At 74.6% G+C, this 20,398-nt stretch carries 18 protein-coding genes; 7 read left to right on the forward strand and 11 right to left on the reverse strand.

Going from position 1 to position 20,398, the window contains the following annotated elements; all coding sequences use genetic code 11:
- Positions 1 to 12: 12 nt before the first annotated feature.
- Both ACQPYX_RS18845 and ACQPYX_RS18850 read right to left on the reverse strand, forming a co-directional pair.
- Positions 13 to 1,035, reverse strand: a complete 1,023-nt coding sequence (locus ACQPYX_RS18845) for a hypothetical protein (RefSeq protein WP_433798829.1) — start codon at positions 1,033 to 1,035, stop codon at positions 13 to 15.
- 52 nt (positions 1,036 to 1,087) lie between these two features.
- On the reverse strand, positions 1,088 to 2,242 hold the full coding sequence (locus tag ACQPYX_RS18850; RefSeq protein WP_433798830.1) for a citrate/2-methylcitrate synthase: 1,155 nt from the start codon (positions 2,240 to 2,242) through the stop codon (positions 1,088 to 1,090).
- Between the two features lie 54 nt (positions 2,243 to 2,296).
- Here ACQPYX_RS18850 and ACQPYX_RS18855 point away from each other — a divergent pair, with 54 nt between their 5' ends.
- Genes ACQPYX_RS18855 through glmS form a run of 3 tightly spaced genes read left to right on the forward strand, consistent with a single transcriptional unit; the run spans position 2,297 to position 5,552 of the window.
- Positions 2,297 to 3,424: a citrate/2-methylcitrate synthase gene (locus ACQPYX_RS18855; RefSeq protein ID WP_433798831.1), complete on the forward strand. Its 1,128-nt coding sequence runs from the start codon at positions 2,297 to 2,299 to the stop codon at positions 3,422 to 3,424.
- Between the two features lie 49 nt (positions 3,425 to 3,473).
- Positions 3,474 to 3,731, forward strand: coding sequence for a hypothetical protein (locus tag ACQPYX_RS18860; RefSeq protein ID WP_433798832.1), 258 nt, complete (start codon positions 3,474 to 3,476; stop codon positions 3,729 to 3,731).
- 12 nt (positions 3,732 to 3,743) lie between these two features.
- On the forward strand, positions 3,744 to 5,552 hold the full coding sequence (gene glmS, locus ACQPYX_RS18865; protein WP_433798833.1) for a glutamine--fructose-6-phosphate transaminase (isomerizing): 1,809 nt from the start codon (positions 3,744 to 3,746) through the stop codon (positions 5,550 to 5,552).
- A 60-nt stretch (positions 5,553 to 5,612) separates the two neighbouring features.
- On the opposite strand, the gene ACQPYX_RS18870 is transcribed toward glmS, so the two are convergent.
- Entirely contained in the window at positions 5,613 to 7,541 is a 1,929-nt protein-coding gene (locus ACQPYX_RS18870; protein ID WP_433798834.1) for an AAA family ATPase, read from the reverse strand.
- Positions 7,534 to 8,172 (reverse strand): TetR/AcrR family transcriptional regulator, encoded by a 639-nt coding sequence (locus ACQPYX_RS18875; protein WP_433798835.1) that lies wholly within the window; start codon positions 8,170 to 8,172, stop codon positions 7,534 to 7,536. Before ACQPYX_RS18875 ends, ACQPYX_RS18870 begins: the two co-directional genes overlap by 8 nt.
- A 92-nt stretch (positions 8,173 to 8,264) precedes the next feature.
- Between ACQPYX_RS18875 and ACQPYX_RS18880 the strand changes: the two genes are divergently transcribed.
- Together ACQPYX_RS18880 and ACQPYX_RS18885 are read left to right on the forward strand one after the other, a co-directional pair.
- Positions 8,265 to 8,654 (forward strand): tautomerase family protein, encoded by a 390-nt coding sequence (locus ACQPYX_RS18880; RefSeq protein WP_433798836.1) that lies wholly within the window; start codon positions 8,265 to 8,267, stop codon positions 8,652 to 8,654.
- The gene (locus ACQPYX_RS18885) at positions 8,654 to 9,526 is read left to right on the forward strand and encodes an alpha/beta fold hydrolase (RefSeq protein ID WP_433798837.1); all 873 of its coding nucleotides are present in this window, start codon (positions 8,654 to 8,656) and stop codon (positions 9,524 to 9,526) included. Before ACQPYX_RS18880 ends, ACQPYX_RS18885 begins: the two co-directional genes overlap by 1 nt.
- Before the next feature lie 9 nt (positions 9,527 to 9,535).
- Here ACQPYX_RS18885 and ACQPYX_RS18890 read toward each other — a convergent pair whose 3' ends face one another.
- From ACQPYX_RS18890 to ACQPYX_RS18915, 6 genes are all read right to left on the reverse strand, one after another.
- Positions 9,536 to 11,284, reverse strand: coding sequence for an ABC transporter ATP-binding protein (locus ACQPYX_RS18890; RefSeq protein ID WP_433798838.1), 1,749 nt, complete (start codon positions 11,282 to 11,284; stop codon positions 9,536 to 9,538).
- Positions 11,281 to 12,777, reverse strand: a complete 1,497-nt coding sequence (locus ACQPYX_RS18895; RefSeq protein WP_433798839.1) for an ABC transporter transmembrane domain-containing protein — start codon at positions 12,775 to 12,777, stop codon at positions 11,281 to 11,283. The genes ACQPYX_RS18890 and ACQPYX_RS18895 overlap by 4 nt, the downstream gene beginning before the upstream one ends.
- 253 nt (positions 12,778 to 13,030) lie before the next feature.
- On the reverse strand, positions 13,031 to 13,342 hold the full coding sequence (locus ACQPYX_RS18900) for a hypothetical protein (protein ID WP_433798840.1): 312 nt from the start codon (positions 13,340 to 13,342) through the stop codon (positions 13,031 to 13,033).
- Positions 13,343 to 13,586: 244 nt separating this feature from the next.
- Positions 13,587 to 14,369, reverse strand: coding sequence for an acetoin reductase (locus ACQPYX_RS18905; protein ID WP_433798841.1), 783 nt, complete (start codon positions 14,367 to 14,369; stop codon positions 13,587 to 13,589).
- On the reverse strand, positions 14,366 to 15,421 hold the full coding sequence (locus ACQPYX_RS18910; RefSeq protein ID WP_433798842.1) for a 2,3-butanediol dehydrogenase: 1,056 nt from the start codon (positions 15,419 to 15,421) through the stop codon (positions 14,366 to 14,368). The genes ACQPYX_RS18905 and ACQPYX_RS18910 overlap by 4 nt, the downstream gene beginning before the upstream one ends.
- Positions 15,422 to 15,469: 48 nt before the next feature.
- Complete coding sequence (locus ACQPYX_RS18915; RefSeq protein WP_433798843.1) at positions 15,470 to 16,714, reverse strand: GAF domain-containing protein; 1,245 nt, start codon at positions 16,712 to 16,714, stop codon at positions 15,470 to 15,472.
- Positions 16,715 to 16,811: 97 nt separating this feature from the next.
- Between ACQPYX_RS18915 and ACQPYX_RS18920 the strand changes: the two genes are divergently transcribed.
- Both ACQPYX_RS18920 and ACQPYX_RS18925 read left to right on the forward strand, forming a co-directional pair.
- Positions 16,812 to 17,291 (forward strand): N-acetyltransferase family protein, encoded by a 480-nt coding sequence (locus ACQPYX_RS18920; protein ID WP_433798844.1) that lies wholly within the window; start codon positions 16,812 to 16,814, stop codon positions 17,289 to 17,291.
- A gap of 208 nt (positions 17,292 to 17,499) precedes the next feature.
- Positions 17,500 to 18,159, forward strand: coding sequence for a UdgX family uracil-DNA binding protein (locus ACQPYX_RS18925; protein ID WP_433798845.1), 660 nt, complete (start codon positions 17,500 to 17,502; stop codon positions 18,157 to 18,159).
- Between the two features lie 6 nt (positions 18,160 to 18,165).
- Here the strand turns inward: ACQPYX_RS18925 and uvrB are convergent, their stop codons facing one another.
- The gene (uvrB, locus tag ACQPYX_RS18930) at positions 18,166 to 20,397 is read right to left on the reverse strand and encodes an excinuclease ABC subunit UvrB (protein WP_433798846.1); all 2,232 of its coding nucleotides are present in this window, start codon (positions 20,395 to 20,397) and stop codon (positions 18,166 to 18,168) included.
- Between the last annotated feature and the right edge of the window lies 1 nt (position 20,398).

Genomic DNA, 20,398 nt, shown 5'->3' on the forward strand with positions numbered 1-20,398 from the left:
GCCCCGGGCGTCTCAGGGGCGGCGACGGAGTCCCTGGATGAGCCGTCGCACCACTCTCGGCTCGTCGGCGTCCTGCGGGTCCGGCTCCGGGGCCACCGGGGACACCGGGGACACCGGGGCGGCCTGCGGCTCCGGGTGGACCTCCTCGGCGTCCACCTGGGGACCCGGCTGCCCGTCGGCGGTGGGGTCGGGCGCGAAGACGACCGGGTAGGGCATCGGCGCCGGCTCCTCGAAGCTTCCGTCGTCCGGGACCGGCGCCGGCGGCGGCGCCACGACCATGACCGGGGCGAACGAGGTCGCCCGGACGGGCTGGGCGACCGGCTCGGGAGGCTCGGGCAGGGCCGGCGCCGCCAGCTCGACGGTCGTCGCCACCTCCGGGACCGCGGTCTCCGTGGTCTCGGCGCCGTCCTGCGGGGCGCCCGGCGGTGGCGGGACGGGCCGCGCGGTGAGAGTGACGTGAGCCCGCGTCGGCGGCACCGCGAGCGGCGCCGGGGGCGGCGGCGGGACGGGGGTCGGGACCGGCCCCGACGCACGTACGGGCGGCGGAGGCACCACCCGCTGGGCGGGGACGGCCGGACCGACCTCGGGCGGCGTCGCGACCGGTCGCTCGCTCGCCGCACGCGGGACCGGGATCCGTGGGAGGCCCGCGGGGTGGTCCAGCCCGGCGAGAGCCGCCCGCGACCACGCGAGGTTCCCCTGGGCACGGTCGATGCGCACCGCCACCCAGACCGACTCCGGGTGGTCCGGGTTCGCGAGCACGAGGCGGGAGAGGTGGATCGCCGACGGCGTGGTCGACTCGACGTCGGAGAGCTCACGACGACCCGTCCGGTCGGCGGCCGCACGGGCCCGCTCGAGCAGCGGGTCCGCCGATCCCGCCGGGCCGCCCCACTCCCCCAGGACCCGCCGGCCGGACACGTCGACCACGGCGACGTGCTCCACACCGGGCAGCCCGGTCAGGGCCTCGACGTAGGGGTGGGTCGGCTCGGCCGGGTGCTCATCCGCAGCGTCGTCCTCGGCCGATGTCGCCTGTGCCACCACGCGTACCTCGTCAGTGTCGGAGTTCCCGGGACCCACGCCGTCGAGTGAATCATCGCCCGCCGGGGGCCGGGTGTGACAGGTCGGATTCCGCCCGCTCGCCCACGTAGGTCCCCGTCACCCGGAACCGCAGCCCGGGCTCGGCGTACTGCTCGATCGCGTGCGCGATCCACCCGACGGTGCGGGCGACGGCGAAGATCGCCTCTCCGGCGTCGGGGCGCATGCCGTGGGCGTGCATCACCGCGGCGAGGCCGAGGTCGACGTTGGGGAACAGGCCGGGGCGGTCGGCGACCTGCTCCGCGAGCGCGCCCACGAGGTCGGCCTCCCGGGTCCCGGCGATCGCCCCGAGCAGCACCGCCACCCGCGGGTCGCGTTCGGCGTAGATCGAGTGCCCGAACCCGGGCAGCCGCTCCCCCGCCCGCAACCGGTCGGCGACGGCGCGGGCGGGGTCGTCGAGCGCCTCGGCGAGGAACCGGTACGCCGCGGTCGACGCCGTCCCGTGCACCGGCCCGTCGAGCGCGCCGAGCCCGGCCGAGACGACGGCGTAGGGGTGGGCCCGCGCGCTGGCGGCGACCCGGGCGGCCAGGGTGGATGCGGCGAGGCCGTGGTCGGCGAGCAGCACGAGGGCGGTGCGCAGCACGTCCGGCGGTTCGGGGCGGTCGGACAGCGCCGGCCACAGCCCGCCGAGGGCCGCCGTCATGCCGCGCCAGCAGCGCAGGCCGCTCGTGGCGGCGGCGTCGAGGTCGAAGCGCCACGGGTCGCTCGGCGCGAGAGCGGCCACCGCCAGCCGCAGCCGGTCGACCGGCCGGGGGTCGCCGGGCATGCCCGCGACGAGCCCGCGCACGGCGGCGACCACGGCCTCGTCGGGAACGGCCTCGGGCAGCGGCGCGTCGAGCGAGCCGAGCCAGAGCAGCGCGGCCATCCGCTCCGGGGTCTCGGTGCGCGCGAGGTCGACGAGGCGGTGGCCGCGGACGACGACGTCGTCGGGCTCGACCAGCGTGAGCCGGGTCGTGATGGTCTCGGCGACGCCGGTCGGCCGGCGGCCGCGGCCCGCGACCAGCGCGTCCACCTCGTCGGCGTCGAACGTGCTCGGCCGACCCCCGGTCCCCCGGGTCGAGGTGAGCAGCCCGCGGCTCACGTAGGCGTACAGGGTCTCGGGCTTGACCCCGAGCCGGGCGGCGGCCTCGGAGGTCGTCAACGTCCGCACGTGTTGACGCTATCAAGATTGACGACATTGATCGCACGGCGGAGCGTTCGCGCCATGACATCCACACTCGACGTACCCCCGGGGCTCCGCGGGGTCGTCGTCAGCGACACCGCCATCGGCGACGTGCTCGGGGCGGAGGGCTCCTTCCACTACCGCGGGCGCTCCGCGGTCGATCTCGCCCGCACCGTCTCGTTCGACGAGGCCGCCGCCCTCGTCCTCGACGGGGACCTTCCCGACGACGGGGGTGCGGGCCTGCGCGCGGAGCTCGCGGTCCACCGGTCGCTCCCACCCGCCGTCGCCGCGGTCCTGCCCACGGTGGCAGGGGCCGGCGCCTGGTTCGACGCGCTCGCCGGATTGCGCGCCGCCCTCTGCGTGCTGGCGGAGGCCGACGGGCTCGAACCGACCTGGGGCGCGACCCCGGCCCGTCGTCGAGAGGACGCGCTGCGCGTGGTCGCGGTGACCCCGACGATCCTCGCCGCGCTCTGGCGACGCCGGCAGGGCCTCGACCCCGTCGAGCCGCGGGACGACCTGCACGGCGGGGCGGCGTGGCTGTGGGCGCTGCACGGCGTGGAGCCGGACCCGGTCCTCGCCGCCGCGGTCGAGCGCTACCTCACCCTCACCGTCGACCACGGCTTCAACGCGTCGACGTTCACCGCGCGCGTGGCCGCGTCGGCGGGCACCGACGTCGCCTCGGCGGTGGTCGCGGCGATCGGGACGTTCGTCGGACCGCTGCACGGCGGGGCCCCGGACCGGGCGCTCGAGGCCCTGGACGAGATCGGCACCGCCGACCGGATCGAGCCCTACGTGCGGGCGAAGCTCGCGGCGGGCGACCGGGTCATGGGGTTCGGGCACGCGGTGTACCGGACGGCCGACCCGCGGGCGGTCATGCTGCGGGAGGTCGCCGAGTCCATCGGCGGGCCGCTCGTCGACCTGGCCGCGCGGACCCAGGACCGCACCGAGGCGCTGCTCGCGGAGCACCGGCCGGGCCGGGAGCTGCGGGTCAACGTGGAGTTCTGGGCGGGCGTGGTGATGTCGCTGGCCGGGATCCCGGCGGAGATGTTCACGCCGACGTTCGCGGTCAGCCGGGTCGTCGGCTGGTGCGCGCACGTGCTCGAGCAGACCCGGAGCTCCACCATCATCCGGCCGGCGGCCCGCTACGTCGGCCCCGACTCTGCCCGATAGCGGGCAGGACACTGGCCTGAATCGTCGAAGCCGGGCAGGCTCCTGACCCGTGGACCCGGAACTGGTGCGGAACGTGTCCGCGTCGACGGGTCTGCCCGGGCCGGTCGCCGCTCGCGTGGTGGCCGACGTCGTCGCCTACTTCTCGGAGACCACCGAGGAGTACGTGCGGCGGCGGCACCGGGAGCTGCAGGCCCGCGACCGGCGCAACGCCGAGATCTGGGCGGTGATCGCATCGGAACTCGCGGTGCGTCCCGTCAAGGCCGGCGAGGTCAGCGAGCGGCAGCTGCGACGGATCGTCTACGGCTAGAGGGGCAGCAACGTGTGCGGCATCGTGGGGTACGTCGGCAATCGACCGGCGGCACGCATCCTCGTCGACGGGCTCGCCCGGCTCGAGTACCGCGGGTACGACAGCGCCGGCATCGCCGTCGCCCACCGCAAGGCGCTCCGGACGACGAAGGCGGTCGGCCGGGTGGACGACCTCCGGGCCAAGGTGGGGCAGGACGCGTCGTCGGGACGGACGGGCATCGCGCACACGCGGTGGGCGACCCACGGCGAGCCGAGCGAGCGCAACGCCCACCCGCACACCGACACCGCCGGGCGGATCGCGGTGGTGCACAACGGCATCGTCGAGAACGCCGAGGAGCTCCGGGCGAAGCTCGTCGCCGACGGGATCACGCTCGCCAGCGACACCGACACCGAGGTCCTCCCCCACCTCATCGCGCAGGCCGTCGAGCAGCAGGACTCGCTGGAGGCCGCGGTTCGCGAGGCGCTGCGGACGGTCGAGGGGACGTACGGCCTCGTCGTGCTCGACGCGAGGCGTCCCGACGAGCTCGTGGTGGCCCGCAACGGCAGCCCGATCGTGCTCGGCCTGGGTGACGGCGAGATGTTCGTGGCCAGCGACGTGGCCGCGCTGGTCCGGCACACGCGGCAGGTCGTGTTCCTCGCGGACGGTGAGATCGCGACGATCACCGCGACCGGCTACGAAGGCTCGCGCCTCGGCCCGCCGACCACGGTCGAGGTCGGCGACGACGACTACGACCTCGACGGCCACCCCGACTTCCTGTCCAAGGAGATCCACGAACAGCCCGCCGCCCTGCGCCGGGTGCTGGCCGGGCGCCTGGACAGCCGGTTCGCCACCTCGCGCCTCGACGGGTTGCACCTCGACCCCCGCGAGCTGCGCGGCATCCGGCGCGTCACGTTCCTCGGGTGCGGATCGGCGCACTACGCGGGCCAGCTGGGGGCGGCGCTGGTCGAGGAGCTCGCCCGTGTGCCGGCCGACGCCGAGCAGGCGAGCGAGTTCCGCTACCGCAACCCGTTGGTCGACCCGGACACGCTCTACGTCGCGGTCAGCCAGTCCGGCGAGACCATCGACACCCTGGCCGCGGTGGAGGAGCTGCAGCGCAAGGGCGGCCGGGTGGTCGGGTGCGTGAACGTCATCGGGTCGGCGATCGCCCGGCAGTGCGGGGCGGGCATGTTCCTGCACGCCGGCCCGGAGGTCAGCGTCGCCTCGACCAAGGCGTTCAGCTCGATGACGACGTCGTTCGCCCTGCTCGCGCTGCTGCTCGGCCGGGTGCGGGACCTCTCCGCGGCGCACGGCACGCGGCTCGTCGAGGGCCTGCGGCGACTGCCGGACGCGGTGGACGCCGCGCTGGACGCCGAGGACGAGATCGCCGCCGTGGCCCGGCGGTACGCCGACGCCCGGTCGATGTTCTTCCTCGGGCGCGTGCGGGGCTCCGCGGTCGCCCGCGAGGGCGCGCAGAAGCTCAAGGAGATCTCCTACGTGCACGCCGAGGCCTACGCGGCCTCCGAGCTCAAGCACGGGCCGCTGGCGCTGGTCGACGCGACGATGCCGTGCGTGATCGTCGTGCCCGACGACGAGCTGGTCGCCAAGAACGTCTCGACGATCGAGCAGGTCAAGGCCCGCGGCGGCCCAGTCATCGCGGTGACCAACGCCGACCTGCCCGACGGGCTCGCCGACGCCGTCATCCGGGTGCCGCGGGTGGAGCCGGAGCTCGACCCGATCCTGCTCGGCGTCCCGCTGCAGCTCTTCGCCTACCACTGCGCCGCGGCGCTCGGCCGCGACATCGACAAGCCCCGCAACCTGGCGAAGTCGGTGACGGTGGAATAGGCGTGCGGCCTCTGTGAGCACTTTCCGTGGCTCCGGCGACGGAAAGTGCTCACAGGCGCCTCAGCGCACCTCGAGCCTCAGCTCGCCGTCGAGGACCACCTCGGAGCCGTCCCGCACCGCGCCGGCCACGATCCGGCGCGAGAGCGGGCGCTCCACCTCGCGGGACACGACCTGCCGCAACCCACGGGCCCCCGACGCCGGGTCGGCGCGGGCCGCGAGGGCGGCGAGGGCCGCGGGCTCGACCGTGAACGTGATGCCCTGCGCGGCGAGCCGCTCGCGCGTCGTGTCGAGCGCCAGGCCGACCACGCGGGCCAGCAGGTCGGGCGTCAGGCGGCGGAAGAGCACGACGTCGTCGATCCGGCCGAGGAGCTCGGGGCGCAGCGACCGTCGCAGGACCCGCATGACGGGTTCCCGGGCCTCCTCGGGCTCGTCCACGACCTTCAGCTCGGCCGCGGCGAGGTTCGACGTCATGATCAGCACGGTGTCCGCGAAGCTCACGGCGCGCCCGTGGGAGTCGGTGAGCCGCCCCGCGTCGAGCACGCCGAGCAGCACCGCGACGACGTCGGCGTGCGCCTTCTCGATCTCGTCGAACAGCACGACGGACGCCGGGTGACGACGGACGGCCTCGGCCAGCTCGCCGGGGCGGTCGTGCCCCACGTAACCGGGCGGCGCCCCCGTCAGGCGCGAGACGGTGTGCGCCTCGCCGAACTCGGCCATGTCGAAGCGCACCAGCTCGGTGCCGAGCGCGTCGGCGAGGGCCCGGGCCAGCTCCGTCTTGCCCACCCCGGTCGGCCCGACGAACAGCATGGCGCCGTGCGGCCGCTCCGGGTCGGCCAGCCCCGCGCGGCCCGCCAGCACCGTGTCGACGACGGTGTCCACCGCACCATCCTGCCCCACCACGCGGGCACGCAGCCGGGCGTCGAGGTCGAGCAGGCGGGACCGGTCGTCCTCGGTGAGGTCGGCGACCGGGAGGCCGGTGAGGTCGGCGACGACCTGGGCGACGTCCTGCGTCGTCACCGTCGGCCGGCCCTCCGGCTCGCGCGTGCGCACGCGTGCGGCGGCCCGGTCGATCGCGTCGATCGCCTTGTCGGGCAGGAAGCGGTCGCGGACGTGCCGCGCTGTCAGCTCCACGGCGGCCCGGCGCGTGGCGGGCGGCAGCACGACGCCGTGGTGCGCCTCGTAGCCCGGCGCGAGCCCGTCGAGGATCGTGATCGTCTGCGCGGGGGTCGGCTCCGGGACGTCGACCGCGGCGAACCGTCGGGCCAGCGCGGCGTCCGGCTCGACGTGGCGGCGGTACTCCGCGGTGGTCGTCGCCCCGACGAGGCGCAGCTCGCCACGGGCGAGGGCGGGCTTGAGGATGCCGGCCGCGTCCATCGGCGACTCCTGCGCCGACCCCGCACCGACGATCGCGTGCAGCTCGTCGACGAACAGGATCGTGTCCGGGTGCGAGGCCTCGGCCACCAGCGCCGTCAGCCGCTGCTCGAACTCGCCGCGGTACTTGGTGCCCGCCACCATGCCCGCCAGGTCGACCGTGACCACGCGGGTGTCCCGGATCGCCGCCGGCACCTCGCCCGCCACGATCCGGCTCGCCAGGGCCTCGACGATCGCGGTCTTCCCGACGCCGGGCTCCCCCAGCAGCACCGGGTTGTTCTTGCTGCGCCGCGCGAGGATCTCGACGACCTGGGAGAGCTCACGGTCGCGCCCGATCACCGGGTCGAGCCGGCCCGCCCGGGCGTCGGCGGTGAGGTCGCGCCCGTGCCGGTCCAGGGTGGGGGTGCGCCGGCTGCGCGGTCCCGACGACGGCTCCTGCCGCGGCTCGCGGGGGTCCTCCCGCTGGTCGGGCTCGTCGAACCCGCCGAAGAGCGTGCCGAGATCGAGGTCGACCAGGCGTCCGAGGAGGTCCTCGAAGAGCGGGCCCGGACCCGGGTCCTCCCGACGCCCTCCCCCGTCGCTCCGCTCGCCCCACCGGGTGCGGTCCTGGTCAGCCATGACTCCAGTGTGCGCCCGGCGCGGCGGTGGCGTGCGCCGCGACGGACGCCACCGCCGCGTCCAACGCCGCCCGCAGTGGCGCGACGTCCTGCTGCGCCTGGGTGAGCAGCAGGCCGCCCTGCAGCGAGGTCAGCAGGACGAGGCTGAGCTCCCGGACGTCGGTGTCGGGCGCCAGCTCGCCGTGGTCCCGGAGTGCGAGCAGGCCCGCCTCCAACGCGGCCCGCCAGCGCTCGAACGCGCCGGCGACCTCGTCGTCGAGGGAGAACCCGCTCTTCAGCGTCTCCGCCGCGATCGAGCCCACCCGGCATCCAGCCAGCCGGTCCTGCCAGTGCTCGACGTACTCGTCGGCCCACTCCCGCAGGGCCGCGAGCGTGGCGGGGCGTCCGAGGCCCGGGATGCGTTCGGGGTCGGATGCCTCCGCGGTCCGACGGTCGAGGACGGCCCGGACCAGGTCCTCGCGGGTGGCGAAGAAGTGGTTCAGCTGCGACCCACTGACCTCGGCCTCGCGGCGGATGTCCTCGTTGCCGGTGTTCCGCACGCCACGCTCGTAGAACAGCCGGGCGGCGGCCCCGACGATCCGCTCCCGGGTCGCGGCTCCCCGCGCGGTCAGCCGCCTCGTCCCCTCGGTCATGTCCCGACCCTAGCAAAAACTGGGCTTGACAGACCAGTTGCTGACGGCACCTACTGGTCTGGCCAGCCCACTTCGAACTCCGGGAGCCCCCGATGCCGTTCGTCCGCCTCACCCTCAACCGCCCCGAACTCCCGCAGGAGACCGTCGACACGCTCGCGAGCACGATCACCGACCTGCTCGCGCAGGACCTGCGCAAGATCGCCCGCATCACCGTGATGTCGGTCGACCTGCAGCCCGAACGGTCCTGGTTCGTCGGCGCCGCCCCGGTCGAGGGCGTGGGCGGCCACCTCGACGTCCTGCTCTCCGACGGCATCAACACCGACGAGGAGAAGGCCGCGTTCATCGCCCACGCCCACGCCGAGCTGGGCCGGATCCTCGGCCCGCTCGCGAGCGTCTTCTACGTCGCGCTGCACGAGGTCCCGCCCCTGAACTGGGGCTACAACGGCATCCCGCAGGGCGTCCGCGTCGAGGAGACCGACTGATGAGCGAGTTCACCGAACACGACGTCGACGTCGACGGGCTCCGCATCCGGGCGGTCGTGGGCGGACGGGGCACACCGCTGCTGCTCATGCACGGCTACCCGCAGAGCCACCTCATGTGGCGCCACGTCCTGCCCCGCCTCGCCGAGCGGTACACCGTGGTCGCCACGGACCTGCGTGGGTACGGCGACAGCGACAAGCCCGCCCCCGACGAGGCGAACACCGTCTACGCCAAGCGGGCGCTGGCCGCCGACCAGGTCGGGGTCATGCGGGCCCTCGGGTTCGACCGGTTCGACGTCGTCGCCCACGACCGCGGGGCCCGCGTCGCCCAGCGCCTCGTGCTCGACCACCCCGGGGTCGTCGGCCGCCTCGCCGTCCTCGACGTGGTGCCGACCCGCCACGTCCTGCGCCACCTCGACCTCGCCGTGGCCACCGCCTACTACCACTGGTTCTTCACGGCGACCGGCGGCGGGATCCCCGAGCACTTCATCGGCCTCGACCCGGAGTCGTGGATCCGCGCGACCATCGAGCGCCTGCTCGCCCCCGGCACGCACATCGAGCCGCAGGTCATGGCCGAGTACGTGCGCTGCTTCTCCGACCCCGCGACGATCGCCGCGTCCTGCGCCGACTACCGGGCCGGCGCGACGACCGACCTCGTCGACGACGACACCTCGGCCGCGGCGGGGGAGCGCATCGGGTGGCCCACCCTGGTGCTCTGGGGAGAGCAGTCGATCGTCGGGAAGGCCTACCGTCCGCTCGAGGTCTGGCGGGAGTACGCCGACGACGTCCGCGGCACCGCGCTGCCGGCCGGCCACTTCCTGCCCGAGGAGGTCCCCGACCTCGTCGTCGCCCAGGTGCTCGGATTCCTGGCCTGACGCGCCGGCTCAGGCCGCGGCCGCCACCAGCCGGGCGTACTCGCCGCCCGCGGCGAGCAGCTCGTCCGGCGGACCCTGCTCGACGATCCGGCCGTCGGCCATCACCACGACCCGGTCGGCAGCCGCCGCGGTGTGCAGCCGGTGCGCGATCGCGACGACCGTGCGCCCGGCCAGCACCCGGCCCAGTGCCTGCTCGGCGCGCCGCGCCGAGACCGTGTCGAGCAGCGAGGTCGCCTCGTCGAGCACCACCGTGCCCGGATCGGCGAGCACCACGCGGGCCAGTGCGAGCCGCTGCGCGAGCGGGGCGGGCACGGGACGGGCGCCCGCGCCGATCACGGTGTCGAGGCCGTCCGGGAGGCCGACGGCCCACTCCCCCAGGCCCACGACGCCGAGGGCCCGGTGCAGGTCCGCGTCGGTGAAGGCGCCGGCGGGCAGGAGCAGGTTGTCGCGCACGGAGCCGGTGAAGACGTGGTGCTCCTGGGTCAGCAGGAGCACCTCCGAGCGCAGGGTGTCGTCGTCCAGGAAGGTGACCTCGCGCCCGTTGATGCGGACCGACCCCGCCGGATAGTTGCTGGGAACGGAGATGCCGGCGATGAGCCGCGCCAGCGTCGACTTGCCGGCGCCGGACCCGCCGACCACGGCCCACCGCTCGCCGGGCGGGACCCGCAGGTCGACCCCGTGCAGCACGGGTCGGTCGGGCCGGTAGGCGAAGCGGACCCCCTCGACCTCCAGGCCCGCTCCCGTCCGCGGCCCGACCGGCGCAGTGACCGGCCGCGGGGGCACCCGCACGCCGAGCACCCGGCGCAGCGCGGTCGCCGCGACCATCAGGTCCTCGACCCACCACAGCGCCGTGTCCAACGGCGTGGCGAGCGCCTGGGTGTAGACGACCATCGTCGTGACGGTGCCCAGCGAGGCCAGGCCCTCCGCGTACGCCCAGCCGCCGAGCAGCAGCACCGCCGCGAGGGGCAGCGCGTGCGAGATCTCCAGCCACGGCGTCCACCGGACGTAGAGGGCGCGCAGGTCCCGCTCGCGGTCGACCCCGCCGTCGAGCGCCGCGTGGTCACCTCGGCGCCGAGCCGGGACGCGACCGAGGGCGTCGAGCGTGCGCGCCCCGGCGGTCGACTCGTGGGCGCGGGACGCGAGCAGCGCCCAGGCGTCCAGCATCCGTGCCTGGGCGGGCGGCAGCCGACGCCAGAGCCACCGGGTCGGGAGGACGATCGTCGGGACCCCGACGAGCAGCGCGAGCGCCAGCAGCGGCGAGGTCACGATCATCGCCACGATCGTCAGCACCACCGTGACGGCGGCCGTGACGATCTCGGGCAGGCCCTGGCGCAACGCGGAGTCGACCCGGTCGAGGTCGGTGGTGGCGCGCGAGAGGAGCGCACCGGTGCCGACCGCCTCCACCTGGCCGAGCGGCAGCGCGAGCGCCCGGTCGACCAGCTGGGTGCGGTTGGCGGCCAGCAGGTCCTCCCCCAGCGCCCCGGCCCGCCACCGGGCCGCGCGGCGCAGCCAGGCCGTCACCAGGAGCGCGGCCAGGAAGATCGCCGCGAGCACGTCGATCCGGGTCGTCGACCCGGCCCCACCGGCGACCTCGTCGACGATCCGGCCGAGCAGCTGCGGGCCGACCAGACCGGCGGCCGAGGCCGCCAGGAAGAGCCCCGTCGCCGTCACGAACCGGCGTCGACGGGCACGGATAACGGCCGCGGCCCAGCGCAGGGCCTCCCGCCCGGAGGCGTAGCCGAGGACGGTGGCGGTCACGGGGTGCTCCCCTCCAGGGTGCGGGTCAGGTCGACGGTGCGGTCGGCGACGTGCCGCCACGGCGCGGTCTGCGCGAGGACGACGGTGGTGCGGCCTCGTCGTCGGGCCGCGACGCGCGTCGCGATCCAGGCCTCGGTGTGGGCGTCCACGGCCGAGGTCGGTTCCTCCAGGACGAGCACGTCCGCGTCCGTGAGCAGGGCGCGGGCCAGGGCGAGGCGCTGGCGCTGCCCGCCGGACACCTCGCGGCCGCGCTCGCCGAGGACCTCGTCGAGCCCGTCCGGGAACCCGTCGAGGATCTCGGTCGCGGCGGCGACGTCGAGCGCGTCAGCGACGGTGAGCGCCCCGCGCGGCTCGAGCTCATCGCGCAGGACGCCCGAGAACCACAGGTCCTCCGGCCCGGCGTGCACCACCCGGCGACGCAGGTCGGCGACCGCGACGGTGTCGGTGCCGCGGCCCTCGACCGTCCCGCCGTCGACGAAACGGGCCAGCCGGGCCGCGACCGCGGACGCGTCGGCCCCGGCGTCGACGACCGTCAGTTCGCCCGCGCGGACCTCGAGTCCCGTCGTCGGGTCGGCCACCGCGAGCGGACCCGCGGGCAGCGGATCGGCGTCCTCCCCCGGGTCGGCGAGCAGCGGGCGCAGCGCGAGCAGGCGCGCGACCTTCGTCGCGCCCGCCCGGGCCGCGGCGAACGAGGCGGCGGCCTCCGTCGCGGTCGTCACCGGGACGACGAGGAAGGCGGACGCGCCGTACACGGCCACCAGCTCCCCGGGGCTGATCGCGCCCGCGACGGCGAGGCGCGCCCCGAGCCAGGTGATCACGACGAGGACCAGGCCCGGGAGGAGCACCTCGGCCGCCGCGAGGGACGCGGTGCTGCGGGCGACCCCGAGCCCGGCGGTGCGGACCCGGGCGGTCGCGTCGCGGAAGCGGGCCGCGAATCGCGCCTCGCCCCCGACGCCGCGCAGGATCCGCAGACCGGCGACGATGTCGGCGGCGAGCGCGTTCACGGCGGTGAGCTCGGTGCGCTGGGCGTCCCGCCGCCGCTGCAGCGGCCGCAGCAGGGGGCCGATCCCGACGACGGCGAGCGGGACGCCGACGAGCGCCACCACGCCGAGCAGGGGCGAGCGGGCGAGCAGGCCGGCGCCGACGACACCGAACGCCACCACGGAGCCGACGAACCGGCCGGCGGTGTCGAACAGGTTGCCGATCTTGTTCAGGTCGGACGTCGTGACGGCCGTGACGTCGCCGCTGCCGGCCTGCGGGGTCAACGAGGCGCCGAGGCCGAGCACGTGGCTCGTCAGACGGCGCTGGGTGCTCGACGCAGCGTGCAGCCACATGCCGTGGGACAGGAAGTCCAGGACGGCACCAGCGGCCATCTGGGCGAGGCCGAGGGCGACGACGAGGCCCGCACCGCGCACCAGCGCGGTCGTGTCGCCGCCGGCGATCCCGTCGTCGACGGCTGCGCCCGCGACGAGCGGGACGAGGGCCCCGGGCACGAGCCAGAGGGTGCCGACCACGACGGTCGCGACGACGAGGCCGGGTCGGGCCCGCAGCAGGGCCCGGAGCAGTCCGGTCGCGGTCGGTGGGTCGTCGAGCCGGAGATCCGGCGCGGGGTAGGGACGGCGGGCGACGGGGAGTCAAGTGTGCGGGCGCATCGACCCGACGCTAGGTCGGGGCCGGGGCGGTCGCGACCGGATTTCGCTGCGGGCGGAGGCCTCGTCAGCTACTCGGTCGCTGTGCGGTACCGGCTCAGTACGGCTCGACCGACTCGACGCCCGGCAGGTTGCGGACGGTGTCGGCGAACGCGGCGCACTCGTCGGTGGTGAGCGCGACGGTGCACGTGATGCTCGTGCAGGAGACGCCCTCGTGGACGTCGACGGCGAAGTCCGGGACCCGGTAGCCGAGCTCGCAGAGCGACGAGGCGAGCGCCATGACGCCGGTCATCCCGCCGGTGGTGACCATGGTGAACGGCCGGGGCAGGCGGGAGGCGCGGCGACCGGGGCCGTTGACGGCCCGCTCCAGGTCGGCGGCGGGGATGCGGGCGGGCTCGAGAGTGGTCATGAGGATGCTCCTGGACGTGCTGGATCCGCGGTGTGGAATCCGAGCCAGGTCTCGGGAGTCTTCACGGGGGCTCACGGCGGCGCGCCGTGGTGTGCGCGCCGGGAGCCTGGCTCACCCGACGCGCTGGGGTACTACCTCTGCCCGCGCGATCATGACGGTGATGTTACTCAGGCCACGTCGGGACGCAACCGCAGGGGCCCGGACACGCCGGACCCCTTCGGTTCCACCCCGGTCAGGTCACCGCTCAGCTCATGACGATGCCGCCGTCGATGATCCCGGCCTGCCCGGTCATGTAGTCCGCGTCCGGGCTCGCCAGGTACGAGACGTAGGAGGCGACGTCCTGCGCGGTCTGCGGCCGGCCGAGGGCGATGAGCTGGGAGTACTGCGCGAACGCCTCCCCCTTGCCGGTGCCGAGATAGCCGCCGAGCCCGGCGTCGATCTCCTCCCACATCGTCGTGTCGACGATGCCCGGGCAGTACGCGTTCACCGTGATGCCGTGGCGCGCCAGTTCCTTCGCGGCGGCCTGGGTGAGCGCCCGGACGCCGAACTTCGACGCCGAGTAGTGCCCGAGGTGGTCGAATCCCTGGTGCCCGGCGATCGACGCCGCCGAGATGATCTTCCCACCGCGGCCCTGCTCGATCATCGTCTCCGCCGCCGCCTGGAGGCACCAGAGCACCCCGCCGACGTTGACCGCGAGCATCCGCTGCAGGTCCTCCGGCGTGACCTCCAGCAGCGTCTTCACCTGGGCGATGCCGGCGTTGGACACCATGACGTCGAGCCCGCCGAACTCCTCGCGGGTGGCGGCCACGAGCGCGAAGCACGCGTCGCGGTCCGAGACGTCCGTGGCGTGCGACGCCGCCCGGCCGCCGTCGGCGGTGATCGCGTCGGCCGTGCGCTGCGCGGTCGAGGCGTCGATGTCGGACACCATCACGGCGAACCCGTCGCGCGCGAGGCGGCGCGCGATCGCCTCCCCGATGCCGCGTCCCGCGCCGGTGACGACCGCGGTTCTCGTACCCGGGGCGCTCACGGGTGCACCAGGATCTTCACGTTGGACTCCTTGTGGTCGATGAGCTCGCGGAAGCCCCGGTCGACGATGTCCTCGAGGGCGATGCGGCCGGTGATGAACTGCTCGACGTCGACGGTGCCGCTGCGGATCAGCTCGATCACCTCGGCGTGCCGGTTGGCGTAGGCGAGGGAACCGATGAGGGTGACCTCGGAGAAGACCAGCGAGTTGACGTCGAAGGTCGCCGGGTGGCCCCAGATCGACACGTTCACGCAGGTCCCGCCGGGCGCGGTCGACGCGACGGCGCTCGCGAGGACCTGGTCGATGCCCGCGCACTCGAAGGTGACGTCCGCGCCGCGACCGTCGGTGAGCTCGCGGATGGCCTCGGGGACGTCGACCTCGGTCGGGTCCAGCACGTGGTCCGCGCCCGCCCCGGGTGCCTTCGCCTTCCGGGCCTCGGCCGGCTCCACGACGATCACCTGGCCCGCGCCCGTGGCGCGCAACGCGGCCGCCGTCACCAGCCCGATCGGCCCGGACCCGAACACCGCCGCGGTGCCCCCGCTCCGGAGACCGGAGAGCTTGGCCGCGTGGTAGCCGACGGCGAGCGGCTCGACCAGCGCGCCCTGCTCGGTGGACAGGCCCTCGATGGAGTGCGCCCACCGCGCGTCCACGACCATCTTCTCGGCGAACCCGCCCTGGTCGCCGTCGAGTCCGATGAACCCGAGCTGGCGGCAGATGTTGTACCGGCCGTCGCGGCAGGCCACGCAGGTCCCGCACACGTCGTAGGGCTCGACGACGACGCGGTCGCCCTCCCGCAGGCCGGTCACGCCCTGGCCGACCTCGGCGACGACGCCGGAGAACTCGTGCCCGAGGGTCACCGGCACGGCGCCGCCGGTCAGCGGGTGGGGCGCGTCCGGGGTCGGCGTGAAGATCGGACCGTCGAGGAACTCGTGCAGGTCGGTGCCGCAGATGCCGCACCACTCGACGGCGACCTGGATCTGGCCGGGGGCCGGGTGCGGCTCGGGGATGTCCTCGACGCGGACGTCACCGCGTCCGTGGAAGCGGGCAGCCTTCATACGCTCCTCCTCGCTCGGGATGCGTCCATCCCAGAGGAGTGACCCCGGTCACGGGAAGCGTTGCAGCGGTGTTGCAGACCCCAGCAGCCCGGCCATGACGTCGGGCGGGGGCACCTCGAGCCCGACGCCGGGGGCGATCCGGTAGGGCCGCGCGACGACGAGGTTGCCCAGCACCCGGCGCAGGCGGGAGAGCTCCGCGCGCACGGTGACCAGATGGTCGGCGTCGTCGTAGAGGGCCCGGCTGAGCGCGGCGGCGTCGAGACCGGTCGTCCCGGCCCGCATCAGCAGCGCGAGGATCTGCAGGTGGCGCCGCGACAGGGTGTGTCGCCACGTCTCCCGCCCCTCGACGACCGCGACCGGCGGGTCGGCGGTGAGGTCGAGTCGGAGGCGGGTCGAGCTCTCCTGCGCGCTGGTCGGGTGGAGCAGCCAGCCGCCGGGCACCGGCTCGGGCAGGCAGGGGCCGAGGCCGTGCACGAGCATGACCTCGCCGGCCCTCGGCACGCCGACCCGGTCGCGCGGTGACAGGCCGGTGGCGCCGGCGACCCACCCGTGGTCGTCCACGACGAGCGCGGGGCCGCTGCGCCGGGCGAGCAGCGGGGCGGCGACGGCGCGCAGCGAGTCGAGCCGCTGCTCGTGCTGGGCCCAGAGGCCGGACTCGGCGAGCCGCACCGCGGTGTGCACGAGCGCCACCGTCGTCGGGTGCACGGTCGGGGCCGGGCCGGACAGGTCGACGACGCCGAGCATCTCGCCGGTCCGCGGGTCGTGGATCGGGCTCGCGGTGCACGTCCACGGGTGCTGCGCGCGGGCGAAGTGCTCGGCGGAGAAGAGCTGTACCGAGGCGTGCTCGGCGAGCGCGGTGCCGATGGCGTTGGTGCCGACGGACTCCTCGGTCCAGTCGGCGCCCGGCGAGAACCCGAGACCCTCGGCCAGCCGGGCGACCCGGCTCGCGCCCTCGCGCCACAGCACGAACCCGTCGGCCGCCGTGATGACCATGATGTGCTCGGCGTCCTCGGCCACCGCCGTGAGGCTCGCCCGCAGCTGCGGCAGCACGCCGGCGATGGGCGACTCGGCGCGGCGTCGCTCGACGATCTCGGGTGCGGCGGGGTCGGGCAGCGACCGCACGTCCGGTGTCACGCCGAGGGCGAGCATCCGGTCCCACGAGCGGGACACGACCCGGCGCAGGCCCGTCGTGACGCGGCCCCCGGACAGCCGCGCGTCGTGGGCCTGGTGCAGCAGACGCGCGTGCTGCCGGAGGTCGGTACTCCGCGTCACCGCGCAGACGCCGTCGTCCACCACGTGCACCTCCTGTGGCGCGCAGCATAACCGGGGTGTGGCGCCGCTGACAGGTTCGCGAGGGCGGGGGCGGCCGCGGTGGGGCAGGCTCGGCGCCGTGGAGCTGCGGCGGGCGACAGAGGGGGACGCGGCGTCGATGGCCGCCGTGGTCGCGACGGTGGCCCCGGAGGACACGCTCGGCGCGCAGCCGCCCGTCGACGTCGAGGCCCGGGCGCACGGGTTCCGGGAGCTGATCGCCGCCGGCACGGGCGCGGCCTGGGTGCTGATCGAGGACGGCGCGGTGCTGGGCTACCTGACGCTGATGCCACGCACCCCCGGCGTGTTCGGGCTGGGCATGGCGATCGTCGCGGCCGGCCGGGGACGCGGGGGTGGGCGGGCGCTGGTGGAGGCGGCGCTGGAGTGGGCCCGGGCCGGCGCGGCGCACAAGGTCGACCTCGAGGTGTGGCCGGACAACACCCGGGCGATCGCGCTGTACGCGGCGGCCGGGTTCGTGGTGGAGGGCCTGCGCGACCGGCACTACCGCCGCGCCGACGGGACCCTGCGGTCGTCGTTGATCATGGCCTGCCGGACGGACTGAGCGCTCGGCACTCCTCCCCCACCGCGAGGTGTACGTAGAGCAGGTTCTGCGGCCCGCCGGGCTGCCTGGTGTCCCCCTCGCGGCGGCGCCCCGGGCATCCGCCGGCGTGAGGTGTACATGAAGCAGGTTCTGCGGCCCGCCGGGCTGCCTGGTGTACATCTCGCGAACGGGCCGGGTGCCCGGAGGTGGCGGCGGGCACCCCCAGCCGGTGACCGAGCCCCTGTTCTCCACCGAGCCGGAGTCGTCGACGCCCGACCCGGCCGCCGCCGTGTCCGACGCGCCCACCCTCGACGACCTGCGTGAACGCGCCGCCGCCTGCACCGCCTGCGAGCTGTACGAGGGCACCACCGGCACGGTCTTCGGCACCGGCCCGACCACCGCCCGCATGATGTTCGTCGGCGAGCAGCCCGGCGACCAGGAGGACCGCCAGCTCTCCCCCTTCGTCGGGCCCGCAGGGAAGCTGCTCGACGGCGCCCTCGTCGAGGCCGGGATCGCGCGCGAGGACGCGTACGTGACGAACGCGGTGAAGCACTTCTCGTTCCGCCGCCAGGGGAACCGGCGCATCCACCAGACGCCGAAGGTCGGCCACGTCCGTGCCTGCCGGCCGTGGCTCGACGGCGAGCTCGCGCTGGTCCGCCCGCACGTCGTCGTCACCCTCGGGGCGACCGCGGGCAAGGCCCTGCTCGGCTCGTCGTTCCGGATCACGAGTGAGCGCGGCGAGGCCCGGGAGTGGGAGGGCACCACGCTGGTGCCCACGATCCACCCGTCGGCGATCCTGCGTGCCGACCCCGCTCGTGGTCAGGACGGCGACGAGATGCGGGCGGGCTTCGTCGCCGACCTGCGCGTGGCCGCCGCCCTGCTGGGCTGACGCGGCCTACTTCACTCCGGCCGCGTCCATCCCCCGCATCTCCTTCTTGAGGTCGGCGATCTCGTCGCGCAGGCGTCCGGCCAGCTCGAACTGCAGGTCGCGGGCCGCGGACATCATCTGGTCGGTCAGCTGCTGGATGAGGTCGGCGAGCTCCGCGCGGGCCATGCCCGAGGTGTCGCGGTGCTCGACCACGCCGGAGTGCCCGCGCGTACCGCCCGCCTCGCCCGCGGCACGGCGTCCGCGGGAGGCGTTGCGCCCGGAGCCACCGATCTCGACCTCGGTGTCCTCGGCCTCGCGGTAGACGCGGTCGAGGATGTCGGCGATGTTCTTGCGCAGCGGCTGCGGGTCGACACCGCGCTCGGTGTTGTAGGCGATCTGCTTCTCGCGGCGCCGCGCGGTCTCGTCGATGGCGTACTGCATCGACTCGGTGACCTTGTCGGCGTACATGTGCACCTGGCCGGACACGTTGCGGGCCGCGCGGCCGATCGTCTGGATCAGCGACCGCTCGCTGCGCAGGAAGCCCTCCTTGTCCGCGTCGAGGATCGCGACCAGGGACACCTCGGGCAGGTCGAGGCCCTCGCGCAGCAGGTTGATGCCGACGAGGACGTCGTACTCCCCCGCCCGCAGCTGACGCAGCAGCTCGACGCGGCGCAACGTGTCGACCTCGGAGTGCAGGTACCGGACCTTGATCCCGAGCTCGAGCAGGTAGTCGGTGAGGTCCTCGGCCATCTTCTTGGTCAGCGTGGTGACCAGGGTGCGCTCGTCCTTGTCGACCCGCGTGCGGATCTCCCCCACGAGGTCGTCGATCTGGCCCTTCGTGGGCTTGACGATCACCTCGGGGTCGACGAGGCCCGTCGGGCGGATGACCTGCTCGACGAACTCCCCGCCGGCCTGGCGCATCTCGTAGTCGCCCGGCGTCGCCGACAGGTACACGGTCTGCCCGATGCGGTCGGCGAACTCCTCCCACGTGAGCGGCCGGTTGTCGGTGGCGCTGGGCAGGCGGAACCCGTACTCGACGAGGTTGCGCTTGCGGGACATGTCGCCCTCGTACATGCCGCCGATCTGCGGCACCGTCACGTGCGACTCGTCGATGACGAGCAGGAAGTCGTTCGGGAAGTAGTCGATCAGCGTGGCGGGCGCCGTGCCCGGCCCGCGGCCGTCGATGTGCCGCGAGTAGTTCTCGATGCCGGAGCAGAACCCGACCTGGCGCATCATCTCGATGTCGTAGCTGGTGCGCATGCGCAGCCGCTGCGCCTCGAGCAGCTTCCCCTGGTTCTCGAGCTCCGCGAGGCGCTCCTCGAGCTCCTGCTCGATGGCCTTGATCGCCCGCTCCATGCGCTCCGGCCCGGCGACGTAGTGCGTGGCCGGGAAGATGCGGACGTCCTGCACCTGGTTCACGACGTCGCCGGTGAGCGGGTTGAGGTAGTACAGCGCCTCGACCTCGTCGCCGAAGAACTCGATGCGGATCGCGAGTTCCTCGTACGCCGGGATGATCTCCACGGTGTCGCCGCGCACCCGGAACGTGCCGCGGGCGAAGGACATGTCGTTGCGCGTGTACTGCACGTCGACCAGCGCCCGGAGCAGGGTGTCCCGGTCGATCTCCTCGCCGACCTCGAGCTTCACCGAGCGGTCGAGGTAGGACTGCGGCGTGCCCAGGCCGTAGATGCACGACACCGACGCCACCACCACGGTGTCACGGCGCAGCAGCAGGTTCGACGTCGCCGAGTGGCGCAGCCGCTCGACGTCCTCGTTGATCGAGGAGTCCTTCTCGATGTAGGTGTCGGTCTGCGCGATGTACGCCTCGGGCTGGTAGTAGTCGTAGTACGAGACGAAGTACTCGACCGCGTTGTTCGGCAGCAGCTCCCGCAGCTCGTTGGCCAGCTGCGCCGCCAGCGTCTTGTTCGGCGCCATGACGAGCGTCGGCCGCTGGACCCGCTCGATCAGCCACGCCGTGGTCGCCGACTTGCCGGTACCGGTGGCGCCCAGCAGCACGATGTCGTGCTCCCCGCCCCGGACCCGGCGCTCCAGCTCGTCGATCGCGGCCGGCTGGTCGCCCGCGGGCTGGTACGGGCTGACGACCTCGAACGGCACCCCGGTGCGCTCGATCTCCCCGATCGGCCGGAACTCCGACTCCGCCAGGGCGTCGTCGGGCAGCCCCTCCGGGTTGTCGAGCAGCGTGCCCTGCCCGTGCTCGTGCTGGTCACGGGCGGCACCGGGGACCTCGGTCGCGAACGCCATG

This window comes from Actinomycetospora sp. CA-084318, assembly GCF_050955885.1.
GTDB lineage: Bacteria > Actinomycetota > Actinomycetes > Mycobacteriales > Pseudonocardiaceae > Actinomycetospora.